The sequence below is a fragment of the Paenibacillus taichungensis genome (genome assembly GCF_013359905.1).
Lineage (GTDB): Bacteria > Bacillota > Bacilli > Paenibacillales > Paenibacillaceae > Paenibacillus > Paenibacillus taichungensis.
On sequence record NZ_JABMCC010000096.1, the window covers coordinates 140,971 to 160,671 of the forward strand.

Consider the following 19,701-nt stretch of genomic DNA (forward strand, 5'->3'; position numbering starts at 1 on the left):
TCGCTTTCACATGAAGCGGGTCTCCCATGCTTATTGTCCAAGTAGACAGTATTAACTGTGAATCTAACAACGGAGGCTCAGACAACGATGACTAACCGCAAAAAAGTACATGTTGTTTTTAAAACTCACCTGGATATCGGATTTACGCATTTGGCGGAAAACGTCGTAAAGCAGTACATGGAAGAGTATGTACCCAAAGCTATCGCTTTGTCCGCGCAGTTGGAAGCAGAGGGAGGGCGCGAGCAATTCATATGGACCACGGGTTCCTGGCTGATCCGTCATTATCTGAATCATGCGTCCGAAGAGTGCAAACAGGCCATGGAACAAGCGATCCGCAAAGGTCATATCGTATGGCATGGATTACCGTTCACAACGCATACCGAACTGATGGACCCCTCATTATTTCGCTACGGATTGTCCATCGGATTGGACCTGGATAAACAATTTGGCAAAACGACCATTGCAGCAAAAATGACGGATGTACCCGGGCATACCCTGTCCATGGTGCCTTTGATGAGTGAAGCGGGTCTCCGGTATATGCATCTTGGAGTTAATCCAGCTTCCATGCGCCCGGATGTGCCTAAACTGTTCAGATGGCAGGCAGCGGATGGCAGTGAGATCATTGTCAATTATGCGGACACCTACGGAGAGGCAGTCGAAATTGAAGGTATCGATCATATCTTGTTGTTTGCCCATACGGGCGACAATTGCGGACCGCCAAGCGCAGAAGAGATTCGTGAACAATTCCAGCATATCCAGGAAAGATACCCCGATGCAGAGATTATGGCTTCGTCTCTTGATGCATTTGCAGTGCACCTTGATCAGGTGCGGGACCAATTGCCTGTTGTACGTGAAGAGCTCGGGGATACTTGGATTCACGGAGGCGGTACCGACCCGCTTAAAATAGCCCGATTCCGCCAGTTGCAACGGTTAAGAGACAAGTGGCTGACCGAAGGCCGGATCGATTCGGCAAGCGCAGAATATAAAGGCATGAGTGATGCCATGTTGCTGGTTGTGGAGCATACGTGGGGACTTGATGTGAAGAAATGGCTTCCGGATTTCCGGAATTATGCCAAGCCTGACTTCAACCGGGCGCGGGAAATGAACGACGTCGATGTGGAGGATATTCCTGCAAAATTTCAATATATCGGTGCCTTCGCCATGGATGAGTTCGACAGTCATTCCAGCGGACTATTCTCTTCGGAGACGAGCCGTCGTACCTATTCCATGATAGAGAGCTCTTGGGCGGAACAGCGGGGATATTTGGACACGGCTGTGGCGTGCCTGAGTGAAGACAAGCAGAAGGAAGCGCTGCAAGCTTTTGAACAACTAAATCCAGTTAAAAGTGTTTCTTCCGACATCGTATCTGCGGCAAGTCATCAAGTTTATAGCAGTGGCGGATACCAGCTGGCCTTCAATAACAATGGTGCACTGATTCAGCTGACGGACGAGATGGAAAAGAATTGGGTGGACGCGAAGCATCCGTTCGGAGCCTATGCCTATGAAACCTTCGGGACGGAGGATTACGCCAGGTATTTCCGTACCTATATGCAGAACCTGCCTGTGACGCATCCTTGGGCGGATGCCGACTTCAGCAAACCTGGCTTTGAATTTGTGCGCCCACTGCCAAGCCATCAGGTGTACTTGCCAATCGTGACCGATATGCACAAGTCAGGCAATGCTCATGGCGATACGTATTGGTTCCGGTTGTCCATGCCAGCAGAAAGTCATGAATTGTACGGAGCACCCAAGGAACTGGAACTGGTATATACGTTTTCACAGGCAGGAGTGGTAGAGGTTAGCTTGCAATGGTTTGGAAAAGAAGCGAATCGTCTTCCAGAGGCCAGTTGGTTTGGATGCGGACTTAAGGTGGATAACCCCAATCTGTGGATGATGGACAAGCTTGGAGGACGAATCTCTCCGTTGAATGTTGTAAAAGACGGCAACCGTAATCTGCATGCTGTAGACAAGGGAGTATTCTATGAAGGCACAGATGGTCAGGCCTCTATTGAAGCATTGGATTCCGCTTTGGTCGCACCTGGACAGAGAAGGCTGCTGCAATTCGACAACTCGTTTGTTTCGCTTGAATCTGGATGGCAGTTTAATCTGCATAACAATATTTGGGGCACCAATTTCCCAATGTGGTACGGCGAGGATGCCAAATTCCGCTTTCGACTAAATACAGTTGCAAACCGCAAATAAGAGAAGTTGATGTAGAATTTTACCAAAAATTGATGATCGGATAATAATCCTAGTACAATTGGAACCTATACTTGGATTTGTGAGTGAGGGTGCTGTTTGAGCAGACCTGAACTGTTCGGAACTGTTTCTGAAATGAATTTAAAAAAACAGAATTTTTTTGTAAAATCCCTATTGCTTGAACGTAGTCATCCATGTATTATATACAAATAAAGCGTTTACATTTTCTTATATGTCAATTAAACCGGTTTAATTCTATGAGATGTTTTCCCGATTGAGAACCTCTGTTACATAAAAATTAAACCGGTTTAATTGTATCTACATATGTACATAAAGGGTTTATTTCGTTAGGGAGGTGAGCGCCAACCAGAGCATATTTAGGCAAGTTAATGGCAAATCCAAACGTGGAGGGGTTTAGCTTGAAAAGGAAAAGCAACTTGTTAATTGTTCTTGTCCTAATCACGACAATACTAGGGGGATGCTCTGCATCTTCGTCTAACAACGAAAATGAGGAATCAACAGTGAAAGAACCTGTTGTTACGGACAACAGTGCCAAAGAAGCCCCGATGCTGGCAAAGCTTGTCGATGAAGGTAAATTGCCTGCCCTGGCTGAGCGCCTACCAGCTTCCAAAGACATTATGGTTGAAGAGGTCGTCGAGGAAATCGGGCAATATGGCGGAGATTGGAACATGCCTTGGACTGGTGTTCCTGATAAGTGGGGGATAGGCCAACCGACAGAGGAAGCGCTGTTTCGTTTCAACAAGGAAGGAAACAAGGTTGAGCCAAACGTAGCCAAGAGCTATGAAGTGAATGATGATTCCACCGTGTTCACCATCCATTTGCGAGAAGGAATGAAATGGTCCGACGGTGTTCCTTTCACAGCGGATGATGTTCTCTTTTATTGGGAGCATATGTTGACCAAAGAGACCTTTGGCAAAAAGATCTATGACGCTTATTATTCCGTTGACCCTGTTACCGGGGATAGAGCGTTGGCTGAAGTGAAGAAGGTGGATGACTACACGTTTACCGTAACTCACAAATATCCAAGTGTGCTCTTCCTGGAACGTGTGGCCATTGATAACAAGTGGTTCTTTGCTCCTGCACACTTTCACAAAACCATCCTTCCCGAGTTCGTAGGGGATGCCAAAACATTGGAGATTACGAAGCAATGGGGTTATGAAGATCCCAAAGTATTCTTGATGGAAACCGGGTATACGGATTGGCTGCACTACCAGATTCCTACACTTCGGGCTTGGGTTCCAACCAATGATCCTAACGGCGATCAGTTTGTCATGGAGCGCAACCCGTACTACTGGAAAACAGATAAAGAAGGCAAACAGCTTCCGTATATTGACCGGATTGTAGCGACTAAGATTCAAGATCCGAGCCAAAAGGTCCTTGGAACGCTTGCCGGTGATTACAACCTGGTGATCTTTGATTCCAAAGACTTCACGGTACTGAAAGAGAATGAGAAAAAAGGTGACTACCGTATCATCCCTTGGACACAACCAGCTTGGTCCAGCGCGGGAGTACAGTTAAACCAGACTACGGAAGATCCGAATCTCCGCAAACTCTTCCAAGATATCAAGTTCAGGGAAGCACTCTCCATTGGGGTGGATCGTAACCAGGTGTCTGAGATTGTCACCAGTGGGCTGGGAGAACCAATACAAGCTTCCGTACCCGAAGGCGTAATGGGCTACCAGGAAGGATGGGCTCAGCAATGGGCGGAATATGATCCTGAACGCGCTAACCAAATTCTTGACGAGTTAGGCTTGAACAAGCGGGATAAAGACAACTTCCGTCTGAACCCTGATGGTTCCGAGTTGACACTCACGGTGATTGAGAGCACAACCGATACAGCACCATTCCTTGAATTGCTTAAGAAATACTACGAGGATATGGGGCTGCGAACGAACCTGAAAGTGGTTGACGGAGGCACTCATTTTGATATGAAATATGCCAACAAGATTCCAATGACTACCGAGAATATTTCTGTCGTCAACGTAGCCTTCCGACCGGATACCATGGTTCCGCTCCGTGTTATCACACCATGGTTCGGCCATTACGGCTTATACAGCCAATCTGGCGGCAAGGAAGGTGTCAAGCCTGAAGGGGATGTCGCTAAAATCCTTGAGTATTGGGAAAAAGTGAAAGCAAGCAAGACACTGGATGAAATCAATCAGTATAGCAATGAGATCGTGAAGCTGCACCAGAAGAATCAGTGGGTCATCGGATATGCGGGACCAACTCCGGTGCTGATTACAGCCTCGAATAAAATTCATAACATCCCTACGGATCTCATCTGGTCCGATGAGTATCGCTCGCTGGGTCAAGGCCATCCGGCACAATTTTTCATCAAGCAATAGCTGGTGAAGCATTCAGGTAAACAATAGTGAGGAGGGGACTTATCCTTGCTATTGTTTCCTTTTGTATCATTCACGCGGTGCAGAGGAGAGGAATAGATGTTTGAATACATTTTAAAACGAATCCTGTTGGCCATTCCTGTTGTTGTTGTGATCTCCTTTATCGTCTTCTACATTATTCAATTGCCACCTGGCGATTATGTATCCTCATACTCGGCCAAGATGTCCGCTTCCGGCGATATCATGACCCAGGCTGAGATGGATGACATGCGGGCGAATCTGGGGCTCGACCGGCCAATCTATGAACAATACTTCGTTTGGGTAAAGAAAATCATTCTGCACGGCGACTTTGGTTTCTCGTTCAACTATAACAAACCGGTGATGGCGGTGATCCAGCAGTATATGGGATTGACTCTGGTCGTCTCGCTGGTGACAATGGCCTTCCATTATATAATCGCGATTCCGGTTGGGATCTACACGGCAGTAAAGCAGTATTCTGCGGGCGATTATTTCTTCTCCGGTCTGAGCTTTATCGGAATGGCAACGCCCAACTTTTTGTTAGCCATTATTCTCATGTTCTTTTCCTATAAGTGGTTCGGTAATCCATTGCTCGGCTTATTCTCCAACGAATACGTGAATGCGCCGTGGTCCATGGACAAGGTAAAAGACTTAATGCAGCATATGGTGATTCCGGTTATTGTTATCGGACTTTCGGGTACTGCGGATCTGATTCGGATCATGCGCGGACAAATGCTCGATGAGTTAAACAAACCGAATGTCATTACAGCTCGTGCCAAGGGCTTATCAGAGATGCAAATCCTGTTCAAGTATCCGACACGTGCAGCCTTGAATCCTATTGTGAGTACCTTTGGCTGGTCACTGTCCTCCATCTTTACCGGCGCTACCATTACAGCAATCGTATTGAACCTGCCGATTCAAGGGCCAGTTATGCATAATGCATTGCTCGGTCAGGACATGTATCTTGCTGGAACCTTTTTATTGATCATGGCTTTGCTGACGGTTCTCGGAACACTGATTTCCGATATTTTGCTGGCTTGGCTTGATCCCAAAATACGTACAGAGTTCAGAGGATCCTAATGATGAGACCACTACCGTTATTTAAAGGTCAAAGGCCGGCAGTCCCAGTTACAGCAGCACCCAAAGATACTGTATACAGTTCGCAGTGGCGGCTGATATATCAGAAATTTAAGAAACATAAGTTGGCCCGGATCAGCATGTACATTCTGGGCGCATTTTACATCATCGCACTGTTCGCACAGTTTATCGCGCCGTATGGGCTGCAAAGCTATGACAGCAAATACGTGAATGCTCCACCAATGGGACTTCGATTCGTTGATGCGGACGGCAAATTTCACATCAAGCCGTTTGTATATGAATTGAAGAGCGAGCGTGACCCCGAAACATTGCGTAAAATGTTTGTCCCGGATACCGAAAAAAAGCATTTCTTCAAGTTCTTTGTGAAGGGAGAAGAATATAAGTTTCTTGGTCTGATCCCCATGTCGACACATTTGTTCGCTGTAGATGAGCCAGGGCGGATATTCCTGCTGGGTACGGACGGTATGGGGCGTGACCTGTTCTCCCGGATCGTGCTGGGCAGTCAAATATCACTGAGCATTCCGCTGGTCGGCGTAGGCATTAGCTTTATTCTGGGTTTGATTATTGGAGGCATTTCCGGTTATTTTGGCGGCTGGATTGATTCCATGATACAGCGCATCATCGAAATCATCCGTTCCTTTCCGACGCTGCCGTTGTGGATGGCACTATCCGCTGCAATTCCGCCACGTATACCGGTCGTGACCATGTATTTATACATCGTGATCATCTTCGCTTTTATTGGCTGGACGGATCTGGCACGGGTGGTCAGAGGCAAGTTCATTTCGTTGAAGAATGAAGATTATGTAATCGCTGCAAAGATCGCTGGTGTAGGAGACGCAAAGATTATCGTTAAACACCTGCTGCCAGGATTCATGAGTTATTTGGTCGTGGCGACAACCCTGGCGATTCCGAGCATGATTCTGGGTGAGACAGCTATGAGCTTTCTCGGTCTTGGCGTACGTTCGCCGGCAACCAGTTGGGGTGTGTTGCTTCAGGAGGCGCAAAAAATTGAAAATGTGGCCCTTTATCCTTGGAAGCTCATTCCGCTCGCTTTTGTCATTCTGACTGTATTGACCTATAACTTCATCGGCGATGGCTTGCGCGACGCGGCTGATCCGTACAAAAAATAATTGTCCAAATACTAGGCAAGCGAGGGGATCGCATGGCAACTCAAGCTGTTGATAAGGAGCAACCTTTACTGTCCGTTCAAGACCTGAAGATTCGGATTCAGATGGAAAATGGCGTCATGAATGCCGTGGATGGAGTCGACTTCAATATATACAAAGGCAAAACCCTTGGGCTTGTGGGGGAATCGGGCTGCGGCAAAAGCCTGACAAGTCGATCGATCATCAGCATCAATCCCAAGGAATGTGAAACGAGTGGAACAATCACTTACAATTCCGACTCGGAATCGACTCTCCATGGTCTGAACCTTTTGTCTCTTAAGCCGACAGGCAAGCAGATCCGCTCCATACGTGGCCGCAAAATCTCGATGATCTTTCAGGAGCCGATGACGGCCTTCTCTCCGATGTATACCATCGGGAATCAAATCATGGAAGCGATTCGAATTCATCAGACGAGGAATAAGAAAGAGGCCAAAAAAATCGCGTTAGAGATGCTAAGCAAAGTCGGGATTTCCGATCAGGCCAAGCGTTTCGATCAATATCCGCATGAATTCTCGGGAGGTATGCGTCAGCGGGCGATGATCTCCATGGCATTGTCCTGTAACCCCGAAATTCTGATTGCGGATGAGCCCACGACGGCGCTCGATGTGACCATTCAGGCTCAGGTACTGGAACTTATGAAAAGTCTGCAGGCGGAATTTGGCATGGCCATTCTGCTGGTGACCCATGACCTGGGTATTATCGCCGAGATGTGTGATGAGGTTGCGGTGATGTACCTGGGGAGAATTGTTGAGCAGGCTCCAATGAGGGAAATCTTCAACAATCCGAAGCATCCCTACACGAAAGGCTTACTTAAATCGATGCCCAGACTGGGAGGGAATAAAAGCAAACGGCTGGATTCCATCGAAGGTTCTGTTCCGATGCCGATCAACATGCCTCCGATGTGCGGATTCTATGATCGCTGCAAGGACAGGATTGAAGGCGTATGTAATCAACAAGCTGTACCGAAAACCGCGATTTCCGACCAGCATATGGTCAGATGTTTCTTGTACGCGGACCAGAGAGAAGGAGAAGCATAATGACCAAACCCATTCTTGAAGTCCTCAACCTGAACAAAAGCTTTCAGGTCAAATCCAAAAAAGCCCTGTTTAAAAAGCCAAAACCCATTCATATTCTGAACGAAATTTCATTTGAACTCCTTGAAGGGGAGACGCTCAGTATTGTCGGGGAATCCGGATGTGGAAAAACGACGCTCGGACGCTGCATCGTCAGAGGTGTGGATGCTTCTTCTGGCAGTGTGGTCTATCATGCGGAAGATGGAAAAGAAGTGAATTACCTAAACTTGAAGGGCAAAGAGATCAAAGCATATCGCAAGGATATCCAGATGATTTTTCAAGACCCGTATTCCTCACTGAGCCCCCGGATGAGCGTATTCGATATTATCGCCGAACCGCTGATTGCGAACTTTAAGCTGAGCCGAGCTGAAGTGGAGACGAAGGTGATGGGAATTGCCGAGAAAACAGGTCTGAATGTGAGTTATCTGAAACGTTACCCACATGCATTTTCGGGGGGACAGCGGCAGCGGATAGCCATTGCACGTGCGCTGATTACACAACCCAGACTGATTGTCTGTGATGAAGCGGTCTCTGCGCTGGATGTATCGATTCAGGCTCAGATTATCAATCTGCTCAAAGATTTGCAGGAGCAATTCAAGATCACGTATATCTTCATCTCGCATGATCTTTCCATCGTACAGAACATTTCCGACCGAGTAGCGGTTATGCATCTGGGCAGAATTGTGGAACTGGCAACAACGGAATCATTGTTCTCGAATCCTCAGCATCCCTATACGGAGGCGCTAATGTCAGCCGTGCCCCAACCGAATCCGGATTTTAAAAAAGAACGTATTATACTGGAGGGGGAAGTACCGAATCCGGCCAATCCGCCAAGCGGCTGTCATTTTCATCCCCGATGCTCGTATAAGACGGATAAATGCATCCAGCACGTTCCTGAACTCCGTGAAGTAGGATATAATCATTTTGCTGCCTGTCATTATGCAGAGCAGCTTCAGCTTCGCGGCGTTCCAATCGAGACTGAGGATGAGATGCAATCCAGGACATCCTAACCATCGACATGAACCTGACGGTACCATCAGTCATCTTTGAACTCGCGAGGACGAAATCGAACTAGTGTTGAGGAGAGGTTGTTCCTAATGGCAAAGATTGATGATGTAGCCCGTCTGGCGGGTGTATCCAAGGGAACGGTATCCAACGTATTCAGCCAGAAAAGGCCAACGAGCAAAAGAGTAACCGAGAAAGTACTGCAAATTTCGAAGGAATTGAATTACGTGCCGAATCACATTGCAAGAAGCTTGGTCACCAAGAAAACAATGGCGATCGGGCTTACCATTCCGCACGGAAAATTCTTTTTCAGCGTGTTCCATAATCAGTTTATCAATGGTGTCATTCTGGAAGCTTCCAATTACGGATATCGGGTGCTTCTGGACATGATTGCTGCCGAAGAGGTGAAGACACCTTCACTTGCGAGTTATCCTATTGACGGGGCCATTGTGCTGGGACCAACAGAAGAGGATGACCGGATCAATCTGCTGTATCAGCATGACATTCCGTTCGTCACGATCGGCAAAATCATTAACAAGGGACTTCAGGGTGTATCTACCGTCAATAATGATAATAAACAGGTCATGCGCGATATTTGCGATTATTTGCTTGGACTGGGGCATCGGAACATCATGTTTCTGAACGCCGGGGAGCAGATGACTGTTTCCATTGAGCGGTCGGAAGAGTTCGTCCGGGTACTGCAGGAGCATGGTGTGACGATCCAGCCCGGAATGATCCATTACAAACCAGGTATTCATTCAGACAAGTATATTAAATACGGCTATGATGAGACACTTCATAATGTGAAGAACCCCATGGGCAGGGTTACGGCCATTATTGCAGATGACGACCGTACTGCATTTAGCGCTCTTAATGCCATTAACGATGCGGGTCTTCGTGTGCCGGAAGATATCTCATTGTTTGTAATCTGCGGTGATCAGTCCATGATGCATCAGGTAAGACCTTCGTTGACGGGAATGGATTTGCAACCATCGGAGCTGGGTGTTCAGTCGGTAAGGCTGCTTATGCATAAGCTGGGTATTTTGGAGGGATCGTACGAGAATAACAGGATCGTGCCTAGCAAAATAATAGAAAGAAACTCTTGTTCCTCGATCAAGAATTAGCAAGAATGAGTTTCGGATGTTGTGAGGTTAGATATGATAACGTTTACATCCTGGATGGGCAACTCTGTACCTTTTGAATATTATGTCCGAATTCTGATCAGTGCTGTGCTCGGGCTGTTAATCGGATTCGATCGGACCCATAAGAACAAACCGGCGGGCGTAAAGACGTATACATTTGTCACAGTCGCTTCTGCACTCATTACAATCGTATCCATTGAGAGTGTTGAAGTGTACGGACAGCTGCATAACCGAACGATGATGGACCCGATGCGTCTGGCGGCTCAAATCGTCTCGGGCCTTGGTTTTCTCGGAGCAGGACTCATTATGAAGGCCGGATTTGAAGTGAAAGGTTTGACATCGGCAGCGATGATCCTATTTGCAGGTGGGGTCGGTATTGGTACGGGAGCCGGTTTCTACGGAATTGTGACCTTTTCGATGGCGGTAGCTTTCTTTTTCATCCGGGTTGGGGGTTGGATTGAGAAGTGGGAGCACAAGAAGCTGGTGGCAAAGGGAGAAAAGAAAGACTTGAGTGCTTAAATGGTTGAGTATTTTCTGCAAACGAATAAGCGTATTCAATGGAAAGCTTTGAATACGCTTATTTATTCACATAGCGAAGAATGCATAGTTATCCCAATCCTTATTTAGGATACTAATTTATAAATTACATACCCTAGTACCAATAATATAATGAGGATTCCAGTGCCTTTCCATCCCAAACCTCCAACTAAATCTGCGAAGCTTCCAAATTGAGCACGATTTACGCCATCACCCAACGTACCCATGGGGTTTCCCTTTAATTCTTCTTGTCTCAGACGTTCTCTTTTTTCTTCAGGTGTTTCTTCTCGAAAATCCATGTAACCACCCCTGAAATATGTTTTTTTTGGTAAACAGAACCTATATTCAAAAAGAGCACAGGTGATCCGAAGTAAGTCAGGAACGCTTTGTGCTCTTGTTGTATTCAAATGATGTAGGAGTTATGGTTCGATACTAAGATCGAAATTGGGTTCGCACATATACCCCTTTTTATCCACATCAATCGTAAATTCCACATCATAGCTTACGTGAAACTCTTCCTTGTATGTTCCCTTCATCATCTTCATCGCATCAAAGTATGATCCGAATTCGGGATCTTCCATATAGGGAATGGCAATGAGTTCAGCGTTAATGTGATGAGTAATCTCGCTGTTGCTGGAAACACCCGTATTAAACTTGGTAGGCTGAAGGTCAATTGACCCAATCATGCTCCCGGGGAAACCGGGACTGCAACTTATTCGCATAGTCATCTCCTTCGTCGTTAGTTAATCATTAGACGAAAAAATGAAGGTAAAGTTGCTCCAGAATTAGGAAATTAAGGATGGATATGAATGAAGCTATTTCCAATCGTCTTGCTCTTTTGATACAGTATTTATAGTAAAACCCGTGGGGATATATTGTTTATACAACAATCACTTCAGGAACTCCTGCGGAATGCGCGTGCGTAGGCACGTTTCGGTTAGATACTAATAATTCGTTCATTCTGAAAGGAGCCGATCCCATGAATGTGAAAGATAACTTGATTGAACAGCAGTCCCTAACTTTCGTAGGCATTAAAAGAACGTTTTCTTGTGTGGATGGCGAGAATTTGAGAGAGATTCCAAAGATGTGGCAGGAAGCTTTGGCGGACGGAATAGAAGATCGTTTAAACGAGTTTAATAACGGGGCCGTCTCCGGTTTGGTTGGCATTTGTATAGATCAGAGGGAATTACACAGAGGTCAAATGGAATATTGGATCGCAACTTCACACTCCGGGGAAGTGCCTGAGGGTTTGTTCTCAATAGAGATTCCCGCGTCCCACTGGATGGTATTTGAAGCCGATGAATTGGCGCCAGAAGCGATACAGCGGTTGTGGAAGTATATTATGAGCGAATGGTTCGGAGCCACTCCTTACAAGCACGCAGGAATTCCGGAACTTGAGGTTTACCCTGGTCAGGGTCTTCCTCCTCAAGTATGGATACCTGTTAAACCGTTATCGTGATTTAACGCATAACAGGCTAGGTTATATCGTTATATAGGTAAAGATCAACTATATCAATTGAACTAAACTTTTTCACGATAACGGAGAGGACAGAAATAACCTGAAGAAGCGGAGCTAAAAGCATTCTGAAAGAAAGCTGCATCGGAAGCATACGCTTCGCCTTTATCCCCGGATTTTCCCCTTTAAAAAGGGAATCCAAAAAATCTGGGGATAACAGCGATCGGAAGGTTGTTCTGTCATCGGAGTGCCACGTGTAAATAATTCTTAGTTCAATTTATATTGTACCAGAGGGTTTACTCATCATGGCTACATCATGTTCGATTCATTAGGAGGCTTAATATGTTATCCAATAAAGTGATTGATTATTGTCAAAATCAGGGCTGGTGGCATGAAGATGTGCCAGCAGAGTACGAAGAAGCTTTACGTAAACTGGGTATTGATCTTGCATCTGATTTTGCACATTTTTATTTGCATGCTGATGATGGTCCGACCTTTTACAGCAGACATCAGGAAATCTATCAGATCTGCTGGGTTATGGAAAACACCGTATATCTGGAGGACATGACGGTGGCTCAACTTACGTTGGGATTGCCAGAAGCCTACATCCCGCTGGACAGCTTTGAGGGCGAGGGTGGATTCTTTTATAACCGCCAAACGGGAGATGTGGCTCTGGTGGAGCTTGGTGAATCGATCGAACGTTTCCTGAGCGGTGAAAGCACACCGCAGTGGGCGAACTTCAATAACTTTCTGGAATGGTATTTCGAACTGGAGGAGGAGGTTACGGAGTGAAAGATTTGACACCGGAGCATCCCGAACTGGAGAGACAAATTATTGAAACGGTAGAAGCAGGCAATGTTCTGGATGAAACGCAGCAGCATGAGCAAGCCCTGATCTATTATGATCAGGCTTGGGGGATGCTGCCCGAGCCGAAGACCGACTGGGAAATGGCAAGCTGGATCGCTTCCTGTCACGTGAATGCACATATGGACATGAAGCAGTACGCGCTGGCGAAGCCTTGGGCAGAAATAGCACTGCAAACACGAAGTTCGGATATTAATACCGGGCCGTGGATTGAGCTGGGTATAGTCTGCATGAAGCTAGAGCAGCATGATGAAGCTTTTGCTAATTTGGACCTGGCGTATGCATATGGCAAGGAAAGAGCATTTCAAGGAAGCCCGCGTGATGTCTTGCAATATTATAAGGAACAGAAGGCGAAGCGTGAACGAAACTGATTCTATTGGATTAAAAAAGGGTACCCTGTCTGCCAGCTCATTGGCTGTGGGGTACCCTTTCTTTCGAATTTATATAGATGAATGAACCTCCACCGAGTTAATCTTTCGATCCGTAAGGGAAAAATTCATCTACGAGATCCTGCGGCGATATGGACACAAAGACGTGATCCAATTCGGTTTTGCTGGCGAAATCTACGATGTCTCCCGTATAATAACGTGGATCAATCAGGTAAATCTCGGACACGACGGTCGACAGGAAGGAGATCATCGGCACTGCGAGAGAGTCCTTGATGAACAGTACCTTGAGTCCGTTCGGTTTGTCTTTGTTCACCACATGAACGATTCCCTGATTTCCGTACAGGTACGTAAAGTACTTGTCAGCGGTTAGATCATAGGTAGCTCCTTGCACATTCAGCGGATAGGTCGTAAGTAGAGCATCCTCAAAGCGGCCGTTCAGTGTGGCTTCCGTCTCTCCGGTTTTGAAATAGAAGGAATAGTCCGTTTTGAACTTCGGGTAAATCAGGTCAAAGTCATCGTCACCAGCAAAGTATTTCCCGGCTTTTCGACCCTGTGATCCAATGAAAATATCCTGATACGGCACCACATTATAGTTATTTAAGTCCGTGAAATAATGATCCGGGTCCAGCGGCTTGTCGTACATGCCGTCCAGATGATTCACCAGCTGGCCAAAGGCCCAGAACGCGGTCTTGATTTTCCAGTGGTGATCTGTGGTGAAAAAGAGATCCTTTGCCGGAATACCACTCTCCAACAGACCTTCGCGCAGATCCACCGTATCGATGCCATCCTGCTTAAGATTGGTCAGAAAGCCGTCGGCTGTTTCGTTGTTATAATTGTAAGGAATGCCTTCCGGGAACTGGGTATACCCACGTACGTATTTGTCTGGTGTCATCACATAGGTCAGTTTAGTTTTGGGGTCCAAATGTGCTCCCAGCGCTGCAACCCGATCCGACAGATCTTTCGTATCCGTTGGCCCTGTAGCGAAGTAGGTATAGTGCAGCTTGCCTTCCATGTCTTTTACGACTTCGAAGTTGTTCTCCTCGTTCTTCCACATGAGTGACTGCATATATCCGTACGCTTCCACGAAGCCGAACTTATCGAAGACATGTTCATTAATGTCGTTATCCAGTTCGTGAATCAGTTCTTTGGCTTCAGAAAAATGGAAGTCCGCTGAAGCCAGCGTCTTTTGGATCGGCCCGAAGGATTGAATAATGTTCAGAACAGAGAATGTCACGAGCACGAGAATGAAGAGGAAAGCCGTGATTCTCTTTTTGGCAAAAAAGTTGTGCATGGTTGTGCCTTCTCTCAGAAATTGAAATAAATAAACGGATTGTATGTACCTTTGACCAGATACGATACACAGACCAGGAATAAAACGATGATCGTGACCGGGTACACCAGTTCCAATGGTTTGCTGAAACGTGCGCCGTCGACCATCAGTTTGTTCATTCTCGTGGCAATCGGCATGCAGAACAGAATACCGAGGATGAAGAAGAGTGCATACTCTTTCAGAAACATCCAGGTTGTATCACTCCAGAATCCATTGCCGTACAGTCCGAACATGTTACCCAGATAGTTGCCAGCTTGCAGCAGATCCGGTGAACGGAAGATCACCCACCCGATGACCACAATAAACATGGCATAGAGATGCCGCAGCGGGTTGAAGCGGGTACCTTTATCAAAGTTAGAGATTTTCTCCAGCGCAATGAATGCGAAGTTAATCAATCCCCAGACTACAAATGTCCACTCCGCACCATGCCACACGCCAGTCAATCCCCAGACGATGAGCAGATTGCGAATCATTTTATCCTTGTTAGTGACACGTGATCCACCGAGTGGGAAATAGACATATTCCTTGAACCAGGTGCCGAGCGAGATATGCCAGCGGCGCCAAAATTCAGTGATGGACCGGGAGATATACGGATATCTGAAGTTCTCTTCGAACTTGAATCCGAACATGAGGGCGAGACCAATGGCCATATCGGAGTATCCTGAGAAATCAAAATAAATCTGCAACGTATAGGCGATGGCTCCAAGCCATGCCAGACTTGCTGGAATATCTGAGGTCCCACCCATGCTGAAGATATGATCCGCGACAATCGCCATGCTGTTGGATAACAGCACCTTTTTACCCAGACCCACAATGAAACGGCAGCAGCCCAGTGCGAACTTGTCCCAACTTTCCTTTCGGTTAACCATCTGATCTGCAATCGTGTTATAGCGCAGAATCGGTCCGGCAACGAGCTGAGGGAAGAAGGAGATATACAGCGCCACGTAAAAGAGATTCTTTTGTACGGCACCATGTCCGCGATACACGTCGATGACGTAGGAAATTCCGTGGAAGGTGAAGAACGAGATCCCTAGCGGTAGAGCAATATTCGGAATGTTTAGGCCAAAACTTGTATTCTCATTCACAATACGCAGTGCAAAAGCCATGTATTTAAAGACGAACAGCATACCTAGATTGACGATAAGCATCAACGTAATGATGGTGTACGCGGCATTCCTTCGTTCCCTGAACTTGTCCACAAGCAGGGCGAAGATATAGTTAAAACAGATGGAGGCCAGCATGATGAGGACAAACCACGGTTCACCCCATGCATAGAAGAACAGGCTGGCAACCAGCAGCAGCATGTTTTTGGCCGTAACCGAGAATCTCAGTATGTAATACAGCCCCAGAACAAGCGGCAGGAAATAAAATAGAAAGATTACACTGGAAAAGAGCACTGCCTTTCCTCCTTGAGGATCATATAAGGGAGCACGTTGTATCAATTGATGCAACATGCTCAATTAAAAATAGACAGACACCCGCATCTTAGGATGCGAGTTGGTCTGCAAGGTTCGTTTACATGCGAAAAGGTCGCCGTGCTTGTCGATCATTGCGGGAACGTCGCTTTCTGGCACCCTGGGCATTCCGTTGTCTTCTCCACATCCAGTAGAGGACGAGTCCATGGATTCCGGCAGCTGTTAACAAGAGACGAATAAACCATCCCACCGATGTTTTCATCAGTGGGTCGGCAGGGCTGAGCACCTTGGTAACTTCAGATGGGTCAGGAATAGAACGTGGCGTCCCGTCTTTCTCCTGAACATTCATCGCTGAAGAGCGATCCAGCATGACGGTCTTTGTCAGATTCCATTTGCCATTCACAAGTGCACATATGGTGGCCTGCTCAGCATCGACATCGGTATGCAGCGTCAGCAGTCCATCCGGTGTAATGGATGCTCCCTGAACGGGGGTGTTGAGCTGGAATTTTACATCGGGCGTTTCTTCTGAGGAAGATTGAACACCGTATTGGACAATGGATTCACCAGCTACGGGCTTCACCACACGTTCGTCACCAGTCATTTGCAAGGTGGTGAGCCCATTCTCCACAACAGCTTGCTTCTTGGACAATGGCTTGATGTTGCCGATGCGGAAGCTCAGCTTGGCGTTTTCGGGAGTTGTGGTTGTAATGCCCCAGCCAATGACTTTACCCAAGTTCACCTGACCTGCCGTGCTGGCCTTGTCCTGGACCATTAGGCTGGAAAAGGGGATGCGGATTTGTCCGACAAATCCCGGTTCCAATGCAATCAGGCCAGATAACGGACGAACCAGTTCAGCGTGTCCGGTTGATTTCTCGACTACGATGACGTTTCGATCATCAGACACAGTAAGGGAGGTTTTATCCGCTCGGGTCAGTACGATATTAAGAGGCAACCTTCGGTCCGATTCATTGCGGATGGAGAAGGTCAAAGCCCCATAGCCTGACCAGTCTCGATTCTGCAGCTCATAAACGTAGGCCGAATAGTATCCTTTTTTGAGCCCCTGCGTGGAGGTCTTAATCTGAATACTGCCTTGCTTATCAACGCTGGCGTCTACCTTGGCTCCATTGTTCCATTCATGGAGTGTACTCCTACTCACCTTAAGCTGCTCTGCCTGAACAGCCTGGATGGGATACATGTTCCATAACACAACAAGACTAGCAACAAGTGTAAGTTGTTTCCACTTCTTGATCATGCTTTCTTGCCTCCCCTCTATAAATAAGCCATCTCGTTCAGTTCGTCTGGAGAGATGTTGTTTTTGCCCTGGGATGCAGGGCCTGTTTTACCCAACTGAATATGTTCCTTATTCCACTGTTTCAGCAGAGCTTCCAAGGTTGGCATCTGATGGTTGCGAGCAATATCACGAATATTGGTCACACGGTACAAATTGCCTCGTTTGTTACGCAGGGACTGTACCCACATGCATTTCAGTGAGATGTCTTCGCTAAGCGAAAGTTGGATCTCATTGGCCAAATCATGATGCTCCATCTCCACCAGGACGAATTCATAGTTGAAATCCATCAATGTCACGATTCCATGATCTGCCGTTGGCAATTCGCGATTTAGCGCAATTCGTGCCAGCTTCCGGTTGGACATGAATTCACTCTGACCCCGACGTACAAAATTCAGGCGAATGTCTTCAAATGTACTGATATCCTTGTCCAGCTTCTGTGGCAGCGTAGGTTCGCGATCATAGATGATGTGCAGCAGCTGGCGCTGCTCTTGTTCCGTGATATCCTTAACGGTAAAAGCATATTTCCAACGGTTTCCGATCGAAGCGACATGTGCCACCTTGCCTGTAAACTCGCTTGAATACCGGTCATTTACCAGTTTAATGCCAATATCCATATCACTTGGAATGTACTTCGGTGTATCCAGCATGACGGAAATACCGCCTTCCGAGAGATCGTGAGTGATGCAGGAGATGATCTCCCCTTCCGTTGTGAGCGTGCAATCCACGGCAGCCATTGAGCGCTCGTGATTGCGGAACACTTTGCGTCCAGCCAGGAAGAAGATCGACATCATGATGTTGTAGAGATTGATCAACAACCAATACAGCACAACGAGGAAACCAATTGTTCCTTGGCTAAATGTCCAGTGGATACAATTAACGATTCCGATAATGGATAGTACCGCCAGAATCAGATGAGGAATCATTTGTTTAATCTGATAGTTCCGATCATCATTTTGCGCACCGTCTTTGCGGGTAACGACGAATTTGTTCATCGTGATGCCCAGAGTTTCCAGAATGACGGCGGGCAGAAGGGAAGGGAACAGAATGGTCTCATATACATTGGTCCATTTGGTGGTCCGAATATTGCCGGATAACATTCGCAGGCAGGTGTTGGTCAACAGGTACATCGGCAACCAGAACACAAGAATCTCCAAAATGGTACATTTCACAACCAGAACGCCGAACACGGCAAACAGTATGGGTGACATGATGTACAGCAGTCGTTTTAACCCGGAGTACCAGTAGGTAATGGAAGAAATGTAGTTCAGTTTTTGAGCAAAACTAAGTCCCTTTTTGAAGAGAAGGTTCATTTTTTTACCTGTCTGAATACAACCGCGCGCCCAGCGCTGACGCTGTTTGATCAAACTTTTCAGATCACCGGGAGCAAGTCCGGAGGCCAGTACTTTATTGGTAGCGAAGCAGCGATACCCTTTGCTTTGCATTTCAATACCAGTGGCGAAATCCTCTGTAATGGAACCGGTATAGAAACCGCCGACGTCTTCCAGTGCCTGTCTGGAGAGTACAGTATTTGTTCCGCCATAGATGACGGAATTGGATTTGTTGCGACCTACTTGTACGTCCCGATAGAAATAATCCTGTTCATTCGGTATCCGGTTCTCGGAGTACAGATTGTACTGGAACTGATCCGGATTATAGAAACTCTGTGGTGTTTGCACAAAACCAATTTTTTCTCCGGTCAGAAAATAGGGAACGCACGACGTCAGAAAATCATGTTTTGGAATCATATCTGCATCAAAGGTGACGATTAGCGGGGAAGACGTATGCTTCATGGCATTGTTCAGGTTACCCGCCTTGGCATGTACATGCTCTGTTCGCGTAAGGTAGTTGATACCCAGGTGCGCAGCCAGGTCCCGCATCTCGGGACGGTTCGAGTCATCACACAGATGGATATGTACTTTGGAGCGATCAGGATAATCCATGTTCAGACAGCCATTAATCGTTTTGAACAGAAGTGAAGTGGGTTCATTATAAGTTGCGATAAATACATCCACATCCGGATATAAGGCTTCGTCAACAACGGGAAGTTCGGGATATTCGAGCCGGGTCATATTGTAAAAATGGACGGCGAGTTCGAACATCCCTATAAGTTCGACAATGAGGAGGGCAAGACCTGCGGTTACAGCGAGAGGGCCATGTCCAAAAGGAATGGTGAAAAATGTACGCCAAATGACGTAAATACAAGACATAATCACAGTAGCTGTGACAAGTATCTTGTTGCGTGTACTTAAGTAGTTCAAGTGAATACCTCTTCCTGATTTTTCTGAGTAGTGCCGCCTATCGAAATAAAAGAATGTGATCATTGTACTAAATGATTCTGAACAAATTCTGAAAAAA

The 19,701-nt window shown here is 46.7% G+C and carries 17 protein-coding genes; 11 read left to right on the top strand and 6 right to left on the bottom strand.

Going from position 1 to position 19,701, the window contains the following annotated elements; translation table 11 throughout:
* The first annotated feature begins 87 nt into the window (after nt 1–87).
* The 8 genes from HP548_RS04250 (at nt 88) to HP548_RS04285 (ending at nt 10,583) form a co-directional block, all read left to right on the top strand.
* On the top strand, nt 88–2,202 hold the full coding sequence (locus tag HP548_RS04250; RefSeq protein WP_175380992.1) for a DUF5054 domain-containing protein: 2,115 nt from the start codon (nt 88–90) through the stop codon (nt 2,200–2,202).
* Between the two features lie 416 nt (nt 2,203–2,618).
* Nucleotides 2,619–4,565, top strand: coding sequence for an ABC transporter substrate-binding protein (locus HP548_RS04255; RefSeq protein WP_240343067.1), 1,947 nt, complete (start codon nt 2,619–2,621; stop codon nt 4,563–4,565).
* A gap of 96 nt (nt 4,566–4,661) precedes the next feature.
* On the top strand, nt 4,662–5,660 hold the full coding sequence (locus HP548_RS04260; RefSeq protein ID WP_024631276.1) for an ABC transporter permease: 999 nt from the start codon (nt 4,662–4,664) through the stop codon (nt 5,658–5,660).
* Between the two features lie 2 nt (nt 5,661–5,662).
* Complete coding sequence (locus HP548_RS04265; protein ID WP_072735654.1) at nt 5,663–6,808, top strand: ABC transporter permease; 1,146 nt, start codon at nt 5,663–5,665, stop codon at nt 6,806–6,808.
* Between the two features lie 32 nt (nt 6,809–6,840).
* Nucleotides 6,841–7,881 (top strand): ABC transporter ATP-binding protein, encoded by a 1,041-nt coding sequence (locus HP548_RS04270; RefSeq protein ID WP_175380993.1) that lies wholly within the window; start codon nt 6,841–6,843, stop codon nt 7,879–7,881.
* Nucleotides 7,881–8,927: an ABC transporter ATP-binding protein gene (locus tag HP548_RS04275; RefSeq protein WP_175380994.1), complete on the top strand. Its 1,047-nt coding sequence runs from the start codon at nt 7,881–7,883 to the stop codon at nt 8,925–8,927. Before HP548_RS04270 ends, HP548_RS04275 begins: the two co-directional genes overlap by 1 nt.
* Nucleotides 8,928–9,014: 87 nt before the next feature.
* Entirely contained in the window at nt 9,015–10,046 is a 1,032-nt protein-coding gene (locus HP548_RS04280) for a LacI family DNA-binding transcriptional regulator (protein ID WP_175380995.1), read from the top strand.
* A 33-nt stretch (nt 10,047–10,079) separates the two neighbouring features.
* Entirely contained in the window at nt 10,080–10,583 is a 504-nt protein-coding gene (locus HP548_RS04285; protein ID WP_083679106.1) for an MgtC/SapB family protein, read from the top strand.
* 104 nt (nt 10,584–10,687) lie between these two features.
* Here HP548_RS04285 and HP548_RS04290 read toward each other — a convergent pair whose 3' ends face one another.
* Both HP548_RS04290 and HP548_RS04295 read right to left on the bottom strand, forming a co-directional pair.
* Nucleotides 10,688–10,900 carry a DUF6366 family protein gene (locus tag HP548_RS04290; protein WP_076291663.1) on the bottom strand — a complete coding sequence of 71 codons (213 nt, stop codon included), beginning with the start codon at nt 10,898–10,900 and terminating at the stop codon, nt 10,688–10,690.
* Nucleotides 10,901–11,020: 120 nt separating this feature from the next.
* Entirely contained in the window at nt 11,021–11,287 is a 267-nt protein-coding gene (locus HP548_RS04295; RefSeq protein WP_099859026.1) for a hypothetical protein, read from the bottom strand.
* 293 nt (nt 11,288–11,580) lie between these two features.
* On the opposite strand from HP548_RS04295, the gene HP548_RS04300 reads away from it, so the two are divergent.
* The 3 genes from HP548_RS04300 to HP548_RS04310 all read left to right on the top strand — a co-directional run bounded on the left by HP548_RS04300 (nt 11,581) and on the right by HP548_RS04310 (nt 13,292).
* Nucleotides 11,581–12,060, top strand: coding sequence for a GyrI-like domain-containing protein (locus HP548_RS04300; protein WP_076291665.1), 480 nt, complete (start codon nt 11,581–11,583; stop codon nt 12,058–12,060).
* Between the two features lie 339 nt (nt 12,061–12,399).
* Nucleotides 12,400–12,849, top strand: coding sequence for a hypothetical protein (locus HP548_RS04305; RefSeq protein ID WP_076291666.1), 450 nt, complete (start codon nt 12,400–12,402; stop codon nt 12,847–12,849).
* Nucleotides 12,846–13,292 carry a hypothetical protein gene (locus HP548_RS04310; RefSeq protein ID WP_175380996.1) on the top strand — a complete coding sequence of 149 codons (447 nt, stop codon included), beginning with the start codon at nt 12,846–12,848 and terminating at the stop codon, nt 13,290–13,292. The genes HP548_RS04305 and HP548_RS04310 overlap by 4 nt, the downstream gene beginning before the upstream one ends.
* A 97-nt stretch (nt 13,293–13,389) precedes the next feature.
* Here HP548_RS04310 and HP548_RS04315 read toward each other — a convergent pair whose 3' ends face one another.
* The 4 genes from HP548_RS04315 to HP548_RS04330 all read right to left on the bottom strand — a co-directional run bounded on the left by HP548_RS04315 (nt 13,390) and on the right by HP548_RS04330 (nt 19,604).
* Nucleotides 13,390–14,601: an alginate O-acetyltransferase AlgX-related protein gene (locus HP548_RS04315; RefSeq protein ID WP_076291668.1), complete on the bottom strand. Its 1,212-nt coding sequence runs from the start codon at nt 14,599–14,601 to the stop codon at nt 13,390–13,392.
* A gap of 14 nt (nt 14,602–14,615) precedes the next feature.
* On the bottom strand, nt 14,616–16,037 hold the full coding sequence (locus tag HP548_RS04320) for an MBOAT family O-acyltransferase (protein ID WP_175380997.1): 1,422 nt from the start codon (nt 16,035–16,037) through the stop codon (nt 14,616–14,618).
* A gap of 118 nt (nt 16,038–16,155) precedes the next feature.
* On the bottom strand, nt 16,156–17,307 hold the full coding sequence (locus HP548_RS04325) for a hypothetical protein (protein WP_175380998.1): 1,152 nt from the start codon (nt 17,305–17,307) through the stop codon (nt 16,156–16,158).
* Nucleotides 17,308–17,324: 17 nt separating this feature from the next.
* Nucleotides 17,325–19,604 carry a glycosyltransferase gene (locus HP548_RS04330; RefSeq protein ID WP_175380999.1) on the bottom strand — a complete coding sequence of 760 codons (2,280 nt, stop codon included), beginning with the start codon at nt 19,602–19,604 and terminating at the stop codon, nt 17,325–17,327.
* Nucleotides 19,605–19,701: the final 97 nt, after the last annotated feature.